20 protein-coding genes are annotated in these 19,159 nt (G+C 36.3%); 13 read left to right on the forward strand and 7 right to left on the reverse strand.

Features of this window, described 5'->3' with window-relative positions; genetic code table 11:
• Complete coding sequence (locus tag PXC01_RS02840) at positions 1 to 390, forward strand: putative signal transducing protein (protein ID WP_276470865.1); 390 nt, start codon at positions 1 to 3, stop codon at positions 388 to 390.
• A gap of 1 nt (position 391) precedes the next feature.
• Positions 392 to 1,009: a dethiobiotin synthase gene (bioD, locus tag PXC01_RS02845; protein WP_276470866.1), complete on the forward strand. Its 618-nt coding sequence runs from the start codon at positions 392 to 394 to the stop codon at positions 1,007 to 1,009.
• On the opposite strand, the gene PXC01_RS02850 is transcribed toward bioD, so the two are convergent.
• On the reverse strand, positions 1,004 to 2,440 hold the full coding sequence (locus tag PXC01_RS02850; RefSeq protein WP_276470867.1) for a glycosyltransferase family 39 protein: 1,437 nt from the start codon (positions 2,438 to 2,440) through the stop codon (positions 1,004 to 1,006). The two genes, bioD and PXC01_RS02850, sit on opposite strands and share 6 nt — an antisense overlap.
• Before the next feature lie 108 nt (positions 2,441 to 2,548).
• On the opposite strand from PXC01_RS02850, the gene bioA reads away from it, so the two are divergent.
• The 4 genes from bioA (at position 2,549) to PXC01_RS02870 (ending at position 7,183) form a co-directional block, all read left to right on the forward strand.
• Complete coding sequence (bioA, locus tag PXC01_RS02855; protein WP_276470868.1) at positions 2,549 to 3,823, forward strand: adenosylmethionine--8-amino-7-oxononanoate transaminase; 1,275 nt, start codon at positions 2,549 to 2,551, stop codon at positions 3,821 to 3,823.
• Between the two features lie 8 nt (positions 3,824 to 3,831).
• Positions 3,832 to 5,025 carry a beta-ketoacyl synthase N-terminal-like domain-containing protein gene (locus tag PXC01_RS02860; protein WP_276470869.1) on the forward strand — a complete coding sequence of 398 codons (1,194 nt, stop codon included), beginning with the start codon at positions 3,832 to 3,834 and terminating at the stop codon, positions 5,023 to 5,025.
• Positions 5,026 to 5,138: 113 nt separating this feature from the next.
• The gene (bioB, locus tag PXC01_RS02865) at positions 5,139 to 6,233 is read left to right on the forward strand and encodes a biotin synthase BioB (protein WP_276470870.1); all 1,095 of its coding nucleotides are present in this window, start codon (positions 5,139 to 5,141) and stop codon (positions 6,231 to 6,233) included.
• Positions 6,234 to 6,310: 77 nt separating this feature from the next.
• Positions 6,311 to 7,183 carry a cupin-like domain-containing protein gene (locus PXC01_RS02870; RefSeq protein WP_276470871.1) on the forward strand — a complete coding sequence of 291 codons (873 nt, stop codon included), beginning with the start codon at positions 6,311 to 6,313 and terminating at the stop codon, positions 7,181 to 7,183.
• 7 nt (positions 7,184 to 7,190) lie between these two features.
• Here the strand turns inward: PXC01_RS02870 and PXC01_RS02875 are convergent, their stop codons facing one another.
• The 3 genes from PXC01_RS02875 to PXC01_RS02885 form a co-directional block, all read right to left on the reverse strand.
• Entirely contained in the window at positions 7,191 to 7,667 is a 477-nt protein-coding gene (locus PXC01_RS02875) for a regulatory protein RecX (RefSeq protein ID WP_276470872.1), read from the reverse strand.
• 56 nt (positions 7,668 to 7,723) lie between these two features.
• On the reverse strand, positions 7,724 to 9,271 hold the full coding sequence (locus PXC01_RS02880; protein ID WP_276470873.1) for an Rne/Rng family ribonuclease: 1,548 nt from the start codon (positions 9,269 to 9,271) through the stop codon (positions 7,724 to 7,726).
• Between the two features lie 259 nt (positions 9,272 to 9,530).
• Positions 9,531 to 9,821, reverse strand: coding sequence for an HU family DNA-binding protein (locus tag PXC01_RS02885; RefSeq protein ID WP_027065813.1), 291 nt, complete (start codon positions 9,819 to 9,821; stop codon positions 9,531 to 9,533).
• A gap of 127 nt (positions 9,822 to 9,948) precedes the next feature.
• On the opposite strand from PXC01_RS02885, the gene mutY reads away from it, so the two are divergent.
• From mutY to PXC01_RS02910, 5 genes are read left to right on the forward strand one after another with little or no spacing between them, the layout of a single operon-like run.
• Positions 9,949 to 10,998 carry an A/G-specific adenine glycosylase gene (gene mutY, locus PXC01_RS02890; protein ID WP_276470874.1) on the forward strand — a complete coding sequence of 350 codons (1,050 nt, stop codon included), beginning with the start codon at positions 9,949 to 9,951 and terminating at the stop codon, positions 10,996 to 10,998.
• A gap of 27 nt (positions 10,999 to 11,025) precedes the next feature.
• Positions 11,026 to 11,490, forward strand: a complete 465-nt coding sequence (locus tag PXC01_RS02895; RefSeq protein ID WP_276470875.1) for a single-stranded DNA-binding protein — start codon at positions 11,026 to 11,028, stop codon at positions 11,488 to 11,490.
• 20 nt (positions 11,491 to 11,510) lie between these two features.
• Positions 11,511 to 12,839: a gliding motility-associated protein GldE gene (locus PXC01_RS02900; protein ID WP_412759661.1), complete on the forward strand. Its 1,329-nt coding sequence runs from the start codon at positions 11,511 to 11,513 to the stop codon at positions 12,837 to 12,839.
• Complete coding sequence (gldD, locus tag PXC01_RS02905; RefSeq protein ID WP_276470877.1) at positions 12,829 to 13,389, forward strand: gliding motility lipoprotein GldD; 561 nt, start codon at positions 12,829 to 12,831, stop codon at positions 13,387 to 13,389. The genes PXC01_RS02900 and gldD overlap by 11 nt, the downstream gene beginning before the upstream one ends.
• Positions 13,390 to 13,395: 6 nt before the next feature.
• Positions 13,396 to 14,346, forward strand: coding sequence for a pyridoxal-phosphate dependent enzyme (locus PXC01_RS02910; protein WP_276470878.1), 951 nt, complete (start codon positions 13,396 to 13,398; stop codon positions 14,344 to 14,346).
• 9 nt (positions 14,347 to 14,355) lie between these two features.
• Here the strand turns inward: PXC01_RS02910 and PXC01_RS02915 are convergent, their stop codons facing one another.
• Positions 14,356 to 14,781, reverse strand: coding sequence for a hypothetical protein (locus PXC01_RS02915; protein ID WP_276470879.1), 426 nt, complete (start codon positions 14,779 to 14,781; stop codon positions 14,356 to 14,358).
• A gap of 1 nt (position 14,782) precedes the next feature.
• Positions 14,783 to 15,154, reverse strand: coding sequence for a heavy-metal-associated domain-containing protein (locus tag PXC01_RS02920; RefSeq protein ID WP_276470880.1), 372 nt, complete (start codon positions 15,152 to 15,154; stop codon positions 14,783 to 14,785).
• A 157-nt stretch (positions 15,155 to 15,311) separates the two neighbouring features.
• On the opposite strand from PXC01_RS02920, the gene PXC01_RS02925 reads away from it, so the two are divergent.
• Complete coding sequence (locus tag PXC01_RS02925; RefSeq protein ID WP_276470881.1) at positions 15,312 to 16,202, forward strand: DMT family transporter; 891 nt, start codon at positions 15,312 to 15,314, stop codon at positions 16,200 to 16,202.
• 68 nt (positions 16,203 to 16,270) lie between these two features.
• Positions 16,271 to 17,014, forward strand: coding sequence for a GIN domain-containing protein (locus PXC01_RS02930; protein ID WP_276470882.1), 744 nt, complete (start codon positions 16,271 to 16,273; stop codon positions 17,012 to 17,014).
• Positions 17,015 to 17,086: 72 nt separating this feature from the next.
• On the opposite strand, the gene PXC01_RS02935 is transcribed toward PXC01_RS02930, so the two are convergent.
• The gene (locus PXC01_RS02935; RefSeq protein WP_276470883.1) at positions 17,087 to 19,159 is read right to left on the reverse strand and encodes a M16 family metallopeptidase; all 2,073 of its coding nucleotides are present in this window, start codon (positions 19,157 to 19,159) and stop codon (positions 17,087 to 17,089) included.

Below are 19,159 nucleotides of genomic sequence, written 5' to 3' on the forward strand. Positions count from 1 at the left end.
ATGGAAGATAAGTTTTATCAGTTGGCTTCTTTTGAATATGTTGCCGATGTGCAGATCGTAAAAGGAAAATTGGAGTCTGAAGGCATACCAGTGTTTCTTAGGGATGAAAACACCCTAAACTCTGACCCTTTAATTAGTAATGCCATTGGCGGGGTAAAATTGCAGGTGTATACTAAAGATAAAGAAAGAGCCATTGCCATTTATAACGAGATCAGGGCTTATGCAGTAGATGATAATGGAAATGCCGTTGTTTGTCCTAATTGTAAGGCTCAAAAATCAGAGCCATATTATAACAGCACAGGATTATTTTATAAACTTTTTCCATTTTTTGAAAAAAGAAAATATAAGTGCCTAAATTGTGGTATGATCACTAATTCAAAGATAGAATAGCATGCAAAAGATATTTGTGACCGGAATTTCAACAGAGGTAGGTAAAACAATTGCCTCGGCAATTTTTACGGAAGCTTTACAAGCAGATTATTGGAAGCCTGTACAGGCGGGTGATCTGGATAATACCGATACCGATAAGGTAAAAAGGTTGATCTCTAATGATAAATCTAAATTTCACGACAGTAGTTATAATCTTAAAGCGGCTATGAGTCCGCATGCTGCGGCTGAAATAGAAGGTATTAAAATTGACAGATTTCATATCAATGAGCCACAAACAGATAATCATTTAATTATTGAAGGTTCCGGTGGTATTTTGGTTCCCTTAAACGATGAAGATACCATGTTCGATATTATTATGCCCGATTATAAAGTAGTTGTCGTTTCTAGAAATTATTTAGGGAGTATAAATCATTCACTTCTTACTATTAAATGGTTGTTGCAAAAGGGGTATGAAGTTTCGGTCTTGTTCAGTGGAGAGGCCAACCCGCATACCGAGAACATTATACTCCACAAAACGGGAGTATCCTTAATCGGGAGAATAGACGAAGAGAAAAAATTTACCAAAGAAGTGATTAAAAAATATGCCAATAAGTTTCAGGGAATATTGAAAACTTTATAGGCGTTGTAGAATATCGGCATTATCTACCGTAGTAATTACCTTGTAATATTTAGCTAAATAGGCGTCAATATATTCGTTTTCGTTAATTTCCTTTTTATCGAAAATTCGTTTTCCTTTTCTAATAACAACTGTTTGGGGCCGTAATTCATGCATGATATACTTAATTTCTTCAACAGAGTTTTTTCTAGGGTTGCCGTAGAAAGTAAATAGTTCATCTCTACAAATGTTACTTGGGTGTGTAGAAGCGGTAGTAGGTGGTAAGGTATCTAAATTCCAATACCCAATATGGTACTCAAAAAACACAATGTTTTTAGTGTCTAGCCCATGGTCCAATATATATTGCGGTACGGTAAAACCTTCACCATTGAAAAAGGTACCTTTTTTGTAGATGTTCTTTGCAACGTTTATATATTCCAAATAGCTTTCAGCAGGAATCAATACTACAATAAAAGCCAAGTACATAGGTAGTTTTGGTTTGTACTGTTGTATTATGCTATAGATGACTATACCAACTAGAATAAGTAACATTGGGTGTAATTGAATAAGGTAATGACCGTTTATTCTACCACCTTTTGCGAAAGAGAATAATACCCCAATTACAGCTGTTACCAACAATTGAACGGTTTTATTCTTAAAATCTAGCCTTATGCTTTTATAGGCATATACCAGAAAGAGTGCCGTAATTACAAAAATAGGAGCTAACTTAAATATAGAATGCCTTCTTGCTCCTGTATATTCCAGTGGTGCCAATACTACGGAATACCACCAAATATAGGTTTGGTCGGTCAAGTAGTATGGTATAATGGTCGCTATAATTACTGCTATTACTCCTACGGCAAATACAGTAACATGAAGGAGTGATATGTTTTCTTTTTTAAAAATAGACGCATAGGTCAAGAACATGCCCATAAATAGAATTGGGAAGGCCATGTTCAATTTTACCATAACCGTAGCGCCCATTAAAAGTCCGGCCAATAAAAAGTAACCTAGAGAGTTTTTAGTTTGTAAAAGATAAATGGCCGGCACAAAAAGCGCAATACAAATATGTTCTGACATTACCCCTTGTAGGCTACCAAATAAGCTTAGTAGAAAAATACAGCATATGCCTACCGCAATAGAAGCATTTTTAGAAATTATGCTTACTGCAATCCTATAGGTAAAATATGCGGTAATGCCCACAAGTAGAACACCTGCAAATCTAATGGCGATAAAACTTTTACCGAAAATAGAGATGATAGAGGCAAAGAATGCAAAGGTCAACGGTGGTTTTAAGTCCCATAATTGTGTGTACGGTAGAAAACCATTTGCCCAAGATTGACCTAAAAGAATAAAGGTACTTTCATCGCGATCAATGTAGTCTCTAAAGAAAAATGGAAAACGTATAAAAAAGGTAAGTATCGATAAAACGATAAATACCGTACTATTTTTCATTTCGGAGAAATTTAAAAATGCTTTTTCGTTTCTTTTTGGGGGCATCTAATTATTGAAGTTTATTTCCCGATCTTTGCAAGATAGATAAAATGAAGAATTATAAATTCTATGAAAGAGGAAAATCTATCTAGTCGTGATAAAAAATTTTTATGGCATCCATTGACCCAACATAAGTTGGGTAAGCCGCAGTTACCCATAACCAGGGCAAAAGGTGCTTTGTTGTTTGATGAGGAGGGAAAAGAATATATTGACGGTATAGCATCTTGGTATACCGTAATGTACGGTCATGCAAATGAAACCATTATTTCGGCATTGACCCAACAGATGCAAACTTTAGATTTCGTTATGTTCAGTGGTCTTACGCACGAACCTGCAATAGCATTGTCAGAGAAATTAATGGAAATATTACCAAGTAACCAGGCTAAGATTTTCTTTAATGACAACGGTTCAACGGCTATAGAAGCGGCAATAAAAATGGCCTTACAGTATTTTCATAATAACGGTGAAAAGAGAGATACCTTAATAGCTTTTGAAGATGGTTTTCATGGCGATACCTTTGGGGCTATGAGTGCATCTGGCTTGTCATCTTACAATGGTCCGTTTGAAGATTTCTTGTTAAAGGTGGTGCGAATTCCTGTTCCACAAGAAGATAATTTAAAGGAGGTTAAAAGTAAGCTTTCTCAAATTTTGGATGAAAACGAGTGCGCAGCTTTTGTATTTGAACCTTTAGTACAAGGTGCTGCCGGAATGAAATTTCATTCTGCAAAAGGATTAGATGCTTTAATAGGTCTTTGTCAAGAATATGAGGTTTTATGTATTGCCGATGAAATAATGACAGGTTTTGGTAAAACAGGAAAGAATTTTGCTTCTGATAATTTAATGAACAAGCCAGACATAATTTGCTTGAGCAAGGCGTTGACGGCAGGTATGTTTCCTTTGAGCATTACCAGTTGTTCGCAAAAAATATACAATCGTTTTCTTAGTGATGAGGTTCATAAAGGCTTTTTCCATGCCCATACGTACAGCGCCCATCCCTTAGGTTGTGCTGCGGCATTGACAGGTATTGAGTTATTGAATTCTCCGGAAATTTCAGAAAGAAGAGATTATATAGCAAAAGCTCATTGTTCATTTTTAGATAAAATCAAAAATCATGTAAAAGTGAAAGAGGCTAGAACAATTGGTGTCATTTTGGCCATTGATCTACAAATAGAAATGGAACGTTATGGTAGTTTACGTGATGAGCTTTATAATTTCTTTTTACAAAGAGGAGTTTTGTTAAGGCCATTGGGCAATACGGTGTATGTATTACCGCCTTACATTATTTCAAATAAAGAATTACAAAAAGTTTACGACACCATTACAGAGGCGTTAAATACATTTTAGTCAAGAAATTGAAAAATAAAATATCAATAACATCCATAGCTTCACTTTCACCGCTAGGAAGTACATTAGAAGAAACCTGGAAAGCATATCAAGATAAGGACCATTACTTTTCCTTAAAAGAAATAAATGGTTCTGAAACTTGGGTAGCACCCTTGTCTGTATCTGCAAAGGAATTGGTAGATAAACTTAGAAAATCTGATGGCAAGTACAAAAAACTAGATAATAGTGTACTATTCGCAATGGTTGCATCTAGATTGGCGGTAGCAAAATCTGGCTGGGAGAACTCTTCTGAATTCGGAATCAATATGGGGTCCTCTAGAGGGGCTACAAAATTGTTTGAAGAATACCATGCCGAATATTTAGAAACGGGAGTTTCGTCAACATTAAGTTCGCCAACTACTACATTAGGTAATGTTTCGTCATGGGTTTCCCATGATTTGGGCGCTTCAGGACCAGAAATATCGCATTCCATTACCTGTTCTACGGGTCTACATTCGGTATTGAACGGAGTAGCATGGCTTAATAGCGGAATGTCAAATAAGTTTTTGGTAGGAGCCAGTGAAGCTCCGCTGACCAATTTTACCATTGCCCAAATGAAGGCATTAAAGATATATGCAAAAGCACCTGAATCGAAAGCAGATTCGGTAACTGAGCGTAGCCGAAGTTACCCGTGCCAGGCCTTGAACATGAAAAAGGAATACAATACCATGATATTGGGCGAAGCGGCATCAGTTGCGTGTTTAGAAACAGGGGTTGTAAAAAATGCATTAGCAGTGATCGAAGGTGTAGGCTTTGCTACAGAAATTTTAAAGCATAATACTTCCATTTCAGCTAATGCAATATGTTTCCAAAAATCCATGAAAATGGCTTTGGGAAATATGAATTCTGCTGAGGTAGATGCTATTGTAATGCATGCACCGGGAACTATAAAAGGTGATTCATCAGAATATAATGCCATTAAAGAAGTATTTGGTGATGTTATGCCTCAATTGACCACCAATAAATGGAAGATTGGTCACACATTTGCGACGTCAGGTATGCTAAATTTGGAACTGGCAATATTAATGTTGCAGAAGAATAAGATGGTTCACGTTCCTTTTATAGAGAACAAATCCAAAGAAAGAAACCTTAGAAAAATACTTGTAAATGCCGTTGGTTTTGGAGGTAATGCAGTAAGTATTTTGATAAGTAAAAGCGAATAGCCTATTTTAGATAACGATTGAATTGGACGGTAAATCATTATTTTAAAAACATCCAATTATTTTTTCAATTTAAATTCCGTTATTTTTGAACTCTGGTAACAACCTAAGATTATATGAGCATAGCAAGACATAATTGGTCAAAAGAAGAAATCCTAGAAATATATAACAAGCCTTTAATGGAGCTACTTTATGAAGCTGCCACTGTACACAGGAAAAATCATGATCCCAATACAGTACAAGTTTCTACATTGCTCTCTATAAAAACAGGCGGTTGCCCAGAAGATTGTGGCTATTGTCCGCAAGCTGCACGTTACCATACGGATATTGAAGGTAATGACCTTATGGCCGTTTCTCAAGTAAAAGCTCAAGCACTAAGGGCAAAAGCATCTGGTAGCTCTCGTGTATGCATGGGTGCTGCGTGGAGAAATGTAAAAGATGGTCCTGAGTTTGATCAAGTATTGGAAATGGTGCGTACCATTAACAAGCTTGATATGGAGGTGTGTTGTACCTTGGGTATGATTACCGAGAATCAGGCAAAACGTTTGGCAGAAGCAGGCTTATATGCTTACAATCACAATTTAGATACTTCAGAAGATTACTATAAAGACGTTATTTCTACACGTGCATTTGAGGATCGTTTAGATACTATTGAAAATGTTCGTAAAAGTAATGTAACCGTTTGTAGCGGTGGTATTATTGGTATGGGCGAGGCATTGGAAGATAGAGCAGGTATGTTAGTTGCTTTGACATCATTGAACCCGCAACCAGAATCAGTTCCTATTAATGCATTAGTTGCCGTAGAAGGTACGCCAATGGAAGATATTGAGCCCGTTTCAATTTGGGACATGATTCGCATGGTAGCTACTACAAGAATTGTAATGCCAGAGACTCAAGTGCGTTTATCTGCAGGTCGTACAGAAATGAGTAGAGAAGGGCAGGCAATGTGTTTCTTTGCTGGTGCCAATTCTATTTTTGCAGGCGATAAGTTATTGACGACTCCAAATCCTGATGTAAATGAAGATATGGAAATGTTCAAGATGTTAGGTCTTAATCCGCAAAAACCGTTTACAAAAGTATCTCAGCCAAAAACGGTAGAAGCAGAAGACTCTCAAATAGAAGCTTTAGGAGAGAAGCCGAAATGGTCTAGACCGGGTCACGCTATTGAGCGTAATGAAAAGGCAAAACAAAAGGCTAAAATTGTTGAATAATACTACATTAATACATTTTTAAGAAATTATTTTCTTAACGTTAATTACCTTTGGCATCCCTATAAAACCATTAGTAATTGAAGTTAACAGATATCCCCAGGGTAAAACATATTACCAAGGAAACTTTTCTTAACGACTACTTTAAGCCTCAAAAACCTGTTGTTTTAGAACAGGCAATTGAAGATTGGCCTGCTTTTAAAAAGTGGAATCTAGATTATATTAAGGAAATCGCTGGTGATATCACGGTGCCTTTATATGACGATAGACCAGTACAGCATAAAGATGGTTTCAATGAACCACATGCCAAAATGAAAATGGCGGCATATGTGGATTTATTGAAGAAAGAGCCTACCAAGTATAGAATATTTCTGTGGAATATTTTGAAGGAAGTGCCTGCGCTACAAAAAGACTATAAGTTTCCAGACTTCGGGTTAAGGCTTTTGAAAGGAGTGCCAATGATGTTTTTTGGTGGGCGTGATTCGTACACTTTTATGCATTATGACATTGATCTTGCCAATATTTTTCATTTTCATTTTGATGGAGAAAAAGAGGTGATACTTTTTCCACAGTCAGAAACAGAAAAACTTTATAAAGTTCCACATTCTCTAATTACGCATGAGAGCATAGATTTCTCTAATCCTGATTATGGCAAATGGCCAGCTTTGAAAAAGGCAAACGGATTTAAAACAACACTCTCCCATGGTGAAGTTTTATATATGCCAGAAGGTTATTGGCATTATATGAAATACAATACACCTGGTTTTTCAATGAGTTTACGGGCATTGGCGCGTAATCCTAAAAATTTAGGTAAGGCATTTTATAATATATTGATCATGCGCCATTATGATGTATTAATGCGAAAAATTAAAGGTCAAGATTGGATAGACGCTAAAAATAAAAAGGCAATTGCCAACACCAATAAAAATGTTGAATCTTTAATTAGAAGCTAAAAAAATCTTAGGGAATAAGCTCTTGCAATTTTTCATACACCAAGTGACTTTCCCACCCCCTGTATAATAGGTAATCTGCTAGTTTTTTTCTGCGCTTTTGAATATTGGTTTCGCTAATTTGTTGCAATCTTTTATGGGCCAAGTCATCTAAAGTAGTCAAGTATGCTTGAGGTTCAATCTCTTTTAAAGCTGATGTGATATTGTATTTAGAGATGTTTCTAAATTTCAATTCCCTGACAATTCTATTTTTTCCCCATTTTTTAATATTGAATTTGCCACGGACAAAGCTCTTTGCAAAACGCTCTTCGTTTAAGAATCGGTCTTCAATAAGTTGGGCAATAATAGTATCTATCGCTAATGGAATCATACCCATGTCTTTCAATTTCGCAACTACTTCTTTGTGGCAGCGATCTTGGTAAGCACAGTAGCTTTCTATCTTTTTAGTAGCTTCTTGAACAGTGTAGCCTTTAGTTTTTTGGTTCATAATTTTCAAAAATACTAAACAAAAAAAGCGACTCCGTAAGGAAATCGCTTTTTTCGTTAATATATTGTTTTGCCGTCTTTATTTTTAAAACGGTATTCAAGATACGTATACGCATCGCGCGGTTGAATTTTAATCCATTTTTTATACTCTAAGAACCATTTTGTCCTCAAAGATGGAAAACCTTTTGTAATATAGGCTGCTATAAAAGGGTGTATATTTAAAGTTATACTGCTATCCTTTTTAGGGCCTTTAAGAAGTTTTTCAAGGTCCGCTGTAATTTTATCTATTAAAACAATAGGTGCTTCCACCTGTTTCCCTGCATTGTTAGGGTCCTCTTCAGTTGTTTTAATATTCATTTCAGGTCGTACCCTTTGTCGGGTAATCTGAATTAAACCAAATTTACTAGGAGGTAGTATTTTGTGTTTGGCACGATCGTCTTTCATCTCATCTCTAAGATGTTCAAAAAGCTTTTTTCTATGCTGAGGTTTTACCATATCGATAAAATCTACAACTATAATTCCGCCCATATCACGAAGGCGAAGTTGCCTTGCAATTTCTGATGCGGAAAGGAGGTTTACCTCTAGGGCAGTATCTTCCTGGTTTTTAGCTTTGTTTGATCTGTTGCCACTGTTAACGTCTATAACATGAAGTGCTTCGGTATGCTCTATAATTAAATAGGCGCCTTTGCTCATAGCTGCAGTACGGCCAAAAGACGTTTTAATTTGTCTTTCAATACCAAACTTTTCAAAAATAGGTACGTTGGTGTTATAGTGCTTAACGATGCTCTCTTTTTCTGGAGCGATCTCTGCCACGTAATCCTTAATTTCATTAAATAAGGTGGCGTCATCTACATGTATACCTGTAAAACTATCATTAAATACATCTCTTAGTATAGAAGATGCCCTGTTTAGTTCTACGAATACTTTTGATGGTGTTTGAGCACGATGTAATTTTTTGCACATTGCTGTCCATTTGTTCAGCAAGTTTTCTAGATCTTTGTCCAGTTCTGCGACTTTTTGTCCTTCTGCGACCGTTCTTATAATAACACCAAACCCTTTAGGTTTAATACTTTTAACGAGTCTTTTTAACCTGTCTTTCTCTTCTTTGCTACCTATCTTTTGAGATACGGATACGCGATCGGAGAAAGGAACCATTACCAAGTAACGCCCGGCTATTGATAACTCAGAACTAATTCTTGGTCCTTTAGTAGATATAGGTTCTTTTACAATTTGAACCAATAATGATTGGTTCGCTTTAATGACATCGGTAATAACACCGTTTTTGTCAATATCGGTTTCAAACGGGAAATTTTCTAAAGTGTAATCCTTTAGTTTTCCGGTGCTCACTTGTTTAATGAACTTAAGCATTGAGGATAACTGCGGTCCAAGGTCATGGTAATGCAAGAATGCATCCTTTTCATAACCAACGTTTACGAACGCTGCGTTAAGACCGGTTACGGGCTTTCTTATTTTGGCAAGAAAAATATCGCCAACAGAAAAGTCGTTACTGTTCTCCTCTTTATGTAGTTCAGTGAGTTTTCCGTCCTTTAGCAAGGCAAAGTCAACAGATTGGGAACTAGATCTTACGATTAATTCTCTATTCACCTGAATATATTTTTAGTCGTTTACCTAAAAAAAAGGTAACGAACTGATTAAACAATACCATAGACAAATACAAATGTATCTGCCGAAATCCAAACTCTGAATCTCTATGTCAATGAACGTATTTTAAAAAGAAAAAGTAGTTATAAAACTACTTTTTCTTGTGTCGGTTAGCTCTTCTACGCTTCTTGCGCTTGTGTGTAGCTACCTTATGTCTCTTTCTTTTCTTACCACTTGGCATAAAGTTCTTTTTTTAAGTTAATTATTTTACGTGTACGTTGCTCTTAACCCCTTCAACAAAAACCTTTGCAGGCTTAAATGCTGGGATGTTGTGAGCGGGTATTTTAATAGTTGTGTTCTTGGAAATGTTTCTACCGGTTTTTTCGGCTCTAGTTTTAATGATAAAACTACCGAAACCTCTTAGGTAAACATTATCACCACTTTCTAATGATGTTTTTACCTCTTCCATAAAAGATTCAACAGTTGCCTGTACATCTCCTTTTTCAATTCCCAGCTTATCTGAGATCTTCGATACAATTTCCGCTTTCGTCATCTTTCAATATTAGATTTTCTGTATGTTTTTTCGGGTTGCAAATATATAAATTAAATTCAATCTTTCTTTCTAATGGGTTAATTTTAAGTGTATAAACTGCTACTTTTATGACTTAGTATTTAAGAGCATGTCATTTTCGGGTAAAATTTTAGATTGGTATCATAAAAATAAGCGCGTTTTACCATGGCGTAAAACCACTGATCCATACAAAATATGGCTATCGGAAATTATACTTCAGCAAACGCGGGTTGCCCAAGGAACCCCGTATTACCTTAGGTTTGTAGAAAATTTTCCCACTGTAAAAGATCTTGCAGATGCAGATGAGGAACAGGTTTTAAAACTTTGGCAAGGTTTGGGCTATTATTCTAGGGCAAGAAATCTGCACGCTTCCGCTAAAATGGTAGTAGAAATGTACAATGGTGAATTTCCTGACAATTATAAGGGTCTTTTAACTCTGAAAGGTGTAGGTGATTACACGGCTAGTGCGATTTCTTCTATTTGTTTTAATGAACCGCAGGCCGTAGTAGATGGAAATGTATACAGGGTGCTTGCTAGATATTATGGTATAGATATACCTATTAATAGTACTGAAGGTATCAAATATTTTAAGTCTCTGGCTGAAAAAGTCATGGATGAAAAAGAAATAAGAGACTATAATCAAGGTATTATGGAGTTTGGTGCCATACAGTGCTCACCTAAAAAGCCGCTTTGCTTACTTTGTCCTTTAAATGATAGTTGTGTGGCCTTAGAAAAAGGCTTGGTAGATGCTTTGCCGGTAAAATTAAAGAAGACAAAAGTGCGTACCAGGTACTTCAATTATCTTATACCTATATATAAGGATATAAATGGTAAACAATTTACTAGGCTCGATCAGCGAAAAGGGAAGGGTATTTGGCAAAACCTCTGGGAGTTTCCACTTTTAGAGTCCAAAGATCATATGGAAATAGATAGCATTACTATAAGGTATAAAGAGGTGCTAAATAATATAAAGGCTGAAGAAATCCTATCTTTCAATGAGGATGCAATAGTTCATAAATTATCTCATCAGCATTTAAACACCAAGTTTTGGCTGGTTTACGTAAACGAAGAATTTGATGATATGATTCCGGTTGAAAGAATAACCGATTTTCCCGTACCTGTTTTAGTCGCAGATTTTATCAAAGCATTTAAATTTTAGTACTTTTGATTTTTATATCTTTAAGTTATGAGCGGTACATTGAATAAGGTAATGTTAATTGGGCATTTAGGTGATGAAGTTAAAATGCATTATTTTGAGGGAGGCGGTAGTATTGGTAGATTTCCAATAGCTACAAATGAGACATATACCAATAAATCTACCGGAGAACGTGTTACAAATACAGATTGGCACAATGTAGTGGTTAGAAACAAAGCTGCCGAAATCTGTGAAAAATATTTGAGCAAGGGAGATAAGGTATATGTTGAGGGAAGATTGAAAAATCGTCAATGGCAAGGTGAAGATGGTAATACCAGATATTCTACCGAGGTGCATGTGCAAGAATTTACATTTTTGAACACAAAGAAAGAAGGTATGCAGAATAATGGTGGTTCTGCCCCCGTTGCCCAAAAACCGGCAAGTACTGAAAATAAAGCATCATCGTCTGCGCCTGCACCTGCAAGTTCAGAAGAGGATGATGATTTACCGTTCTAACAATAATTAAATAGTAACTATTGGACCCAGACCCCTTACCGTTATTGATGACAACGTTGGTTGTAAACGGTGTTTTTGCAATGAACATAGTTGTACTATTTGTACTGCTTATTTGCTCTGCACTCATTTCTGGTGCCGAAGTGGCTATGTTTGGCTTGTCCACGACCGAAATTAAAGAGTTGCAGGATGAGAAAACGGCCAAAAGCGCTATCCTTATTAAACTTCTAGAACGGCCTAAGAAATTGTTGGCTACTATATTGATAGCAAACAATGCTATAAATATTGGTGTAGTTTTATTGTTCAGTGTTATAGGCGATACTCTTTTTGAAAATATTGATCGAATATGGTTTGGTGTTCTGTCTGAGCGATTTTTGTTAGAAGTAGTAGTGGCAACCTTTCTGATTCTAATGTTCGGTGAAATTCTACCTAAGGTATATGCCAATAGAAATAGAATGAGTTTTGCGCATTTTATGGCTTATCCGTTAAGAGTGTTAGATTTCATTTTTTCACCATTAAGTTTACCAATGCGTTCAGGTACCTTGTTTTTATATAACAAGCTTGGCAAGCAAAAATCAAGTTTAAGTGTAGATCAGCTGTCACAGGCGCTAGATTTAACCTCTCAAGGCGATACTACCAAAGAGGAAAAGAAAATTTTGGAAGGTATTGTAACATTTGGTAATACCGATACCAAACAGGTAATGAGGCCTCGTATAGATATTTTTGCGCTAAATGACCAAATGAAATTTCCTGAAGTTTTAGGAGAGATCAAAAAGCATGGATATTCACGAATTCCTGTGTTTGGTGAGAATATAGATACGGTTAAAGGCGTACTTTATGTAAAAGATTTATTACCGTATTTAGACCGAAAGACTTTTAATTGGATGACCTTGATAAGGGAGCCTTATTTTGTTCCTGAGAATAAGAAGTTAGATGACCTATTGGGAGAGTTTCAAGAAAAGAAGAACCATCTGGCCATTGTGGTAGATGAATATGGCGGCACCTCTGGGTTGGTTTCTTTAGAGGATATTATTGAAGAAATCGTAGGTGATATCAGTGATGAGTTTGATGATGAAGATTTAATTTATTCCAAGTTAGATGACTTCAATTATGTTTTTGAAGGCAAAACTCCGCTTAAAGATTTTTATAGGGTCATCAAATTAGAGGATAATGAATTCTTTGAGGATAACAAAGGTGAGTCTGAAACCCTGGCTGGCTTTGTTCTGGAAAAAGCAGGCAGTTTTCCAAGGCGAGGAGAGAAAATAGTGTTCGGCTCTTATACCTTTGTTGTAGAGGCTATGGATAAGAAAAGATTAAAACAAATAAAAGTAACCTTACCACATGAAGAGTAAGTCATTCGTTAAGTTTTTAGCAGTTTTCCTTTTGGTAACAAGCTGTAAAAATGAGCAAGTGCTACCCAAGCCAAAAGCGAAAATGAGATTGGAATATCCGCAAGGGAAACTGGCAGATTTAGAGACAGAAAATTTTAAATTTAAGTATAACGAACTGGCAAGAGCAGAGCCAAATGGCGATCAGGCCTATACTATTTCATACCCAGAAATGAAAGGAGCTATTTTTTTAAGCTATAAGAAGATAGACGGTAATTTATCTCAGTTGATCAATGATTCAAAAAGATTAAGTTATGAGCATGCCGCAAAGGCAGATAATATTGTAGAGCAACCTTATGTAAATCCTAATGAGAAAGTTTACGGCGCCCTATTTGAAGTTCAAGGTAATGCAGCTTCGCAATCTCAATTTTTTGTTACGGATAGTACCAAGCATTTTCTTACTGGATCGGTTTATTTTTATACCAAACCTAATTATGATTCCATTCTTCCGGCGGCATCATATCTTCAGAATGATATCAGGGGAATTATTGAAACCTTACGTTGGAAAAAATAGCTGTGTATGTTAACAAAACAAGACCTATTAGATTGTCATAAACGAATAGCTCCATTTGTTCACAATACACCCGTATTAACATCTAGATTAATTGACGAAAAGGTCAATGCACAAGTTTTTTTCAAGTGCGAGAATTTTCAAAGGGCAGGAGCTTATAAAATTCGAGGTGCTACCAATGCTATTCTACAATTATCAGAAGAACAAAAGAAAAGCGGAGTAGTAACCCATTCATCAGGTAATTTTGCCCAAGCCTTATCTCTTGCCGCACAGAATGTAGGAGTTGCGGCACATATTGTGATGCCGAATACCGCCCCTGAGGTTAAGAAAATAGCCGTTAGGGAATATGGTGGTAAGATATACGAGTGCGAACCAACAGTAGAAGCTAGACAGTCATTGGCAGATGATATCGCCGCTAGAACTGGTGCAACTTTTGTACACCCTTCAAATGATAATAATGTAATATTAGGTCAAGGTACTGCGGCTCTAGAGTTGTTGGAAAACCTACCCGACCTAGATTTTATATTCTGCCCGGTTGGTGGTGGCGGTCTAATTGCCGGTTCTGCATTGTCGGTAAAATATTTTACCCATAATTGTAAAGTTTATGGTGCCGAACCTTTTGAGGCAGATGATGCCTACCGTTCTTTGCAAAGCGGTGCAATAGAAAGTAATGAAAGCACTAATACTATTGCAGACGGATTAAAAACCATGTTGGGCGACAAGAATTTTCCAATAATATTAAAGTTGGTCAGTGGTATTGTTAGAATTACAGAAGACGAAATAGTGGCCGCTATGAAACTGGTTTGGGAACGTATGAAGATTATAATAGAACCTTCTAGTGCGGTAACGGTAGCTGCAGTTTTAAAATGCTCAAAAGCACAGCCAGGAGTTTTTCAGAATAAAAAAATTGGAATTATCATTTCAGGTGGTAATGTAGATCTGTCTAAATTACCCTTTTAGCAAAAATAATTATTGTTGCTTGTCAAGAATAGCTTCTGCACGTTCAATGCTAGAATTAATATTTTCTTTTACTTGTTTAACTTTTGCTTCCTCCTCTTTTAGCCACTCTTTCTTTTCGTCAGAAAGTGCTTTGCCGTTCATAATCTCTTCGGAATCAAAACGGTCTCCAAAACCTTGCATCCAATCCATCATAGATTTATTGGCATCTTGAAGGTCTTTCATTGCCTTTGCTTCGACTGATTCTGCTCCAAGCGAATCTGCCATTGGTTTTAATTGACCTACTAATTTTCCTATAGTACCCATTTTTGGCATCACTTCATCATGAATGCTCATTACGTGCTCCATTTTAGAAGGTTCTTCTGTTTTCTTGGTTTCTTGGCAGGCTACAAAAACAAAAAAAGCTGCTATGGTAAGTATGTGAAGTATTTTTTTCATTCTAATTGCTTTGCGGGTTAATGGCCGTTATTGTTTTGGTAGACGTAATACTATAACTGTAATCTTTGACCTTGGTGTCCGTAATTATTTTTTTTACTTCTTCTGTAGTAATTATTGAAGGGTCAAAAGTTATTAATCCGCTTTTGTTTTTAAAATTAATATCAGAAGAAACCACACCTTCGGTTTCCATTAAATTTGATGAGATTTTATCCGCGCAACCTTCTTGACAGGTCATCCCTTCAATTGTAAGTAATATTGTAGTGCTATTGCCTACCAAAATTTCATTAGGTAAAGTTTCTCCCTCTTGGGCAAAAGATGCACTTGTAGATATCGTAAATATGGTAATAAAAAGAATTAATATTTTAAATTTCATATCTGTAGATTTAGCAGATGCCTTTTAAAAGCAATTATAGTTACAATGTAAAGATACCAAATATGTAAAACGCTTTGGTAATAGCGGTATAAAAATTACAGGAAAGGAGGCTGGTTTATTTAGAAAAAAGCCCACTTTTGTTTTAAAATCATGAGCATTGAAGAATATAGATCAAAAATGGATTTACCTAATACTTCTATCATTTATATGGGGTTCTTCCTTTATATTGATTAAAAGGTCTTTGGTTGGCTATTCGCCTTTACAAGTTGGCGGATTACGAATTGTATTTGCTTCGGTATTATTATTTGTTTTGGGTTTTAGATCTTTGAAAACACTTTCTAAAACAGATTGGAAATGGGTAGCCATTGCGGGGTTGTGCAGTTCATTTTTTCCTCCCTTTTTCTTTGCCTTGGCACAGACGGAAATAAGTAGTGGTATTACTTCAATTTTAAATTCTGTAGCACCTTTGTTTACCACGTTGGTGGGCTTGGCGCTTTTTGGGCTATCCTTAAAGGGCAGGCAAGTTCTTGGGGTTTTAATTGGTTTGTTCGGTACTGTTGTATTGATTGCGGCAGGCATGGAGAATAATGACGACCAGAATTATTGGTATTCGTTGTTCATTATTTTCTCGGCCTTGGGATACGCATTTAACATTAATATTATAAAAAAGTATTTAGCACATTTGACTCCCCTTGCAGTAACCACGGCAAGTTTTGGGGTTGCGGTTCTTCCGGCATTTGCGGTTTTGTTGTATACAGGGGTTTTTGTGCAATTTTTGGATAATAGTGCTATGCATGAAGCGGTTTGGTATATAATGGCATTGGCTTTTTTGGGTACGGCTTTGGCAAATATTCTATTCAACAAATTAATAAAATTGTCCAGCCCTGTATTTGCTGCTTCTGTTACCTATTTAATACCTCTGGTAGCGGTGTTGTGGGGCTTTTTAGATGGGGAGAATATAAGTGTTCTGCAATTGCTTGGCGGATTTATTATTTTGTTTGGAGTTTGGCTTGTAAATAAGAAAAAAAGGATTGTTCAGCAGAAATAGCAAATTGAGTGTAACAAAATTGATATTGGCTTGTCTTTGTATAGAACTAATCAAAAAAAACGAAAATCATGAAAAAAATACTATTTGTACTTCTTGCGGTAACTCTTGTTGTAGGCGTGACCAATGGGCAAGAAAAAACGTTTAACGTAAAATCTTTTGATAAGTTGATTGTAAGTCCCCATATAGCGGTAAATCTGGTAGAAGGGGAAGAAGAGGGTGTGGTCATAGAAAATGCCAAAGTTTCTTTAGATAAAATAAATGTAGAAGTAGAGGGTAGAACATTGCGTTTGTATTTAGACGGTGCCAAAGTGGTAACAAAATCTGAACGAATATCTACGGATAAATGGCGTGGTAGTAAGTCACTATATAATGGTACAATGGCAACTGCAACCGTTACCTATAGAAAATTAGAAAATTTATCCATAAGAGGAGAAGAGGTCGTTAGATGTAAAGATCATTTCAATGCAGATGATTTCAAGATGTCCTTATACGGTGAGGCAAAAGTATATTTCGATTCGGTTTCTATAGATGAACTTACAGTTGCTATTTATGGTAGCAGCTATTTGGAAATTGGTGAAGGAGCTGTGGCTCGTCAGGTATTTAGGGCCTATGGCGAAAGCGAAGTAAATACGGTGGGTATGATGGCAGATGAGACAAAAATTACCGCTTACGGCGAAAGTAATTTTAGGGTCAATGTAAAAGACCGGTTGAAAGTTACATGTTACGGAGAAACAAATGTGAATTACACCGGCAGCCCGGAAGTGGATAAAGGATTGATTTTTGGAGAAGCAAGAATTAGAAAAATAGGTTAGGAGTTAAACTTAAAATTTAAAAAACAAAAAACCCGCTAATTAGCGGGTTTTCTTTATTTACATAAATATATATTACTCAAAATCTGTAGGTGATACACCCTCATTTACTTTAATTTCAGAAACTATGAATTCAAATGATTGTGGACCTACGGTCTGTATAATTTTATAAGGGAACAATATGCCCGAGACTTCTTTGTAATCTTCAAAATTAGAAGTACTGGCAATTTGTTGGCCTTGCATTTCGGTTACGGTAACCTCCTGTAGTTTTAGTCCGGTTTCAACGTCAAAGAATGCAGATTTGTTTTCTCCAACCTTTAATTTGTACGCATTTTTATCGCCAATCATTTCCATGCCCTCTATAACTACAGAGTCATCGTTCAGTAATTGAAGCTCAGTAAATGGAGCAGATTCTTTTTTAATGGCATCCAGTTCTTTTTCTTCTAGATCTTTACGTTGTCCTTGCATAATCATATAAGCGGTATCTCCGTTAAGAACTTGTTTACTTACAGAGTTACCCATCATTTGTACGTCTTGCATCAATTGGCTGCTAGATGTTTTTTTAATGTTTAAGTCTAATTTCATTCCTTGCATTTCTGCTGCTGCCATCATGGCTAAGGTATTTACGCTCTCAAGTTTGTCTTTGCCGCCAATAGCTGTAATATACTTTTCAATTACGGATTTTGCAGAAATATCGGTTGGTACGGCAGCATTGTAATCTGGAGTTTCAACTCTGTCGGCAGTTTTTGAATATGCAAGTACCGGAAGTTTTTTGCCCTTATAGTCAATATTTTGGAGACCGGAAAGAATATCACTTCCTTTGCCTACGACGATTACCCTGGCATTGTTAACGTTAAAATATTTTTTTGCGGCAGCTTCTACCTCTTCTTTACTGACCTTGTCTAGCTTCTCTAGGAATGTTTTATAAAAATCTTTGGGCAGGTTTTCTTTTTCGATATTCAAGGCATATCGGGCAATTGTTTCTGGATCTTCTAGCGCCATAATAAAACTACCGGCATAAAGTGCTTTTGTATTATTTAATTCCTCATCGGTAACAGGTGCGGTGACAATGATATCAAGTTCTTTTAACATTTCTACTACAGAACTGTCTGTCACCATATTTCTAACTTCTGCAGTTGCACTAAATCTAGATGGACCATATTTGTCGTTGCCAATAGAAGAATAGGCACCGTAAGTATAACCTTTGTCTTCTCTAAGATTTGAGTATAATCTGCTGTCCGCTCCCCCGCCCAAAATTTCATTGGCCAAAAGTGCGGCGATATAATCTTCGTCTTTCATTTTAAGGTTCACGATATTCTGAACTGTAATTTCAGACTGTACCGCATTTGGCATATCAACAAAGTTGATTTGCGTATTTGGTACATTTTTAGGTTGAGAATAAGAGAAACTTGGTGGTACGGCTTTTGTCCAAGAGGTAAAGTATTTCTCGGTCAATGACTTTACTTCTTCAAGGTTCACATCACCAATAATAATTAGGTATGCATTAGCCGGTACAAAATAATCTCTGTAAAATTCTTCAACATCATTTAGAGTTACATTGTTTACGGTTTCTTCTGTAGTGAATTCACCATAAGGGTGGTTTTTACCGTAAGCTAAAGCACGTTGTACTCTACTGGAAATTGAGGAAACTACTTTCTCTTCGGTTTTTAATCCAGTAATAAGTTTTTCCTTTTCTTTGTCAAATTCCTCTTGCGTAAAATTTGGATAAATAGCGGCATCGGCCATTAGCTCCATCATTCTAGAAAAATATTTGGAAAGAGATTGGGCATAAGCACCTTGAGCGCTAAAATAAAGTCTGGCCCCTAAAAAATCGATTTCTTCATTGAATGCTTCTTTCGTTATATTTTTAGATCCTAGTCCTAATAGACTACCTGTTAAGCTCGCAACACCAGCTTTGTCGCCTTCTAATATTGGCGGGTTATCTATAGATAGTTGCATAGAAACTCTAGGTAATTTATGATTTTCTACTACAAGTACTTTTAAGCCATTGTTAAGGTTGAATGATTGTGGTACTCCTAGGTTAATTTCAGGTGCTGGCCCTGGTTTAGGCATAACCGTACGGTCTACCTGTGCTTGTACGGCAATAAAGGAGAATAATGTTAGTAGTAATATATATGTATTTTTCAT

It is taken from the genome of Maribacter huludaoensis, assembly GCF_029350945.1.
Classification (GTDB): Bacteria; Bacteroidota; Bacteroidia; order Flavobacteriales; family Flavobacteriaceae; genus Maribacter; species Maribacter huludaoensis.

Bases quoted from the DNA above. Each gene is read 5' to 3' on its own strand.
- PXC01_RS02910 (WP_276470878.1), top strand. From the start codon at position 13,396: ATGTTAACAAAACAAGACCTATTAGATTGTCATAAACGAATAGCTCCA.
- bioD (WP_276470866.1), top strand. From the start codon at position 392: ATGCAAAAGATATTTGTGACCGGAATTTCAACAGAGGTAGGTAAAACA.
- mutY (WP_276470874.1), top strand. From the start codon at position 9,949: ATGTCATTTTCGGGTAAAATTTTAGATTGGTATCATAAAAATAAGCGC.
- PXC01_RS02875 (WP_276470872.1), bottom strand. From the start codon at position 7,667: ATGAACCAAAAAACTAAAGGCTACACTGTTCAAGAAGCTACTAAAAAG.
- PXC01_RS02850 (WP_276470867.1), bottom strand. From the start codon at position 2,440: ATGAAAAATAGTACGGTATTTATCGTTTTATCGATACTTACCTTTTTT.
- PXC01_RS02920 (WP_276470880.1), bottom strand. From the start codon at position 15,154: ATGAAATTTAAAATATTAATTCTTTTTATTACCATATTTACGATATCT.
- PXC01_RS02840 (WP_276470865.1), top strand. From the start codon at position 1: ATGGAAGATAAGTTTTATCAGTTGGCTTCTTTTGAATATGTTGCCGAT.
- PXC01_RS02935 (WP_276470883.1), bottom strand. From the start codon at position 19,159: ATGAAAAATACATATATATTACTACTAACATTATTCTCCTTTATTGCC.
- PXC01_RS02915 (WP_276470879.1), bottom strand. From the start codon at position 14,781: ATGAAAAAAATACTTCACATACTTACCATAGCAGCTTTTTTTGTTTTT.
- gldD (WP_276470877.1), top strand. From the start codon at position 12,829: ATGAAGAGTAAGTCATTCGTTAAGTTTTTAGCAGTTTTCCTTTTGGTA.
- PXC01_RS02885 (WP_027065813.1), bottom strand. From the start codon at position 9,821: ATGACGAAAGCGGAAATTGTATCGAAGATCTCAGATAAGCTGGGAATT.
- bioA (WP_276470868.1), top strand. From the start codon at position 2,549: ATGAAAGAGGAAAATCTATCTAGTCGTGATAAAAAATTTTTATGGCAT.
- bioB (WP_276470870.1), top strand. From the start codon at position 5,139: ATGAGCATAGCAAGACATAATTGGTCAAAAGAAGAAATCCTAGAAATA.
- PXC01_RS02930 (WP_276470882.1), top strand. From the start codon at position 16,271: ATGAAAAAAATACTATTTGTACTTCTTGCGGTAACTCTTGTTGTAGGC.
- PXC01_RS02895 (WP_276470875.1), top strand. From the start codon at position 11,026: ATGAGCGGTACATTGAATAAGGTAATGTTAATTGGGCATTTAGGTGAT.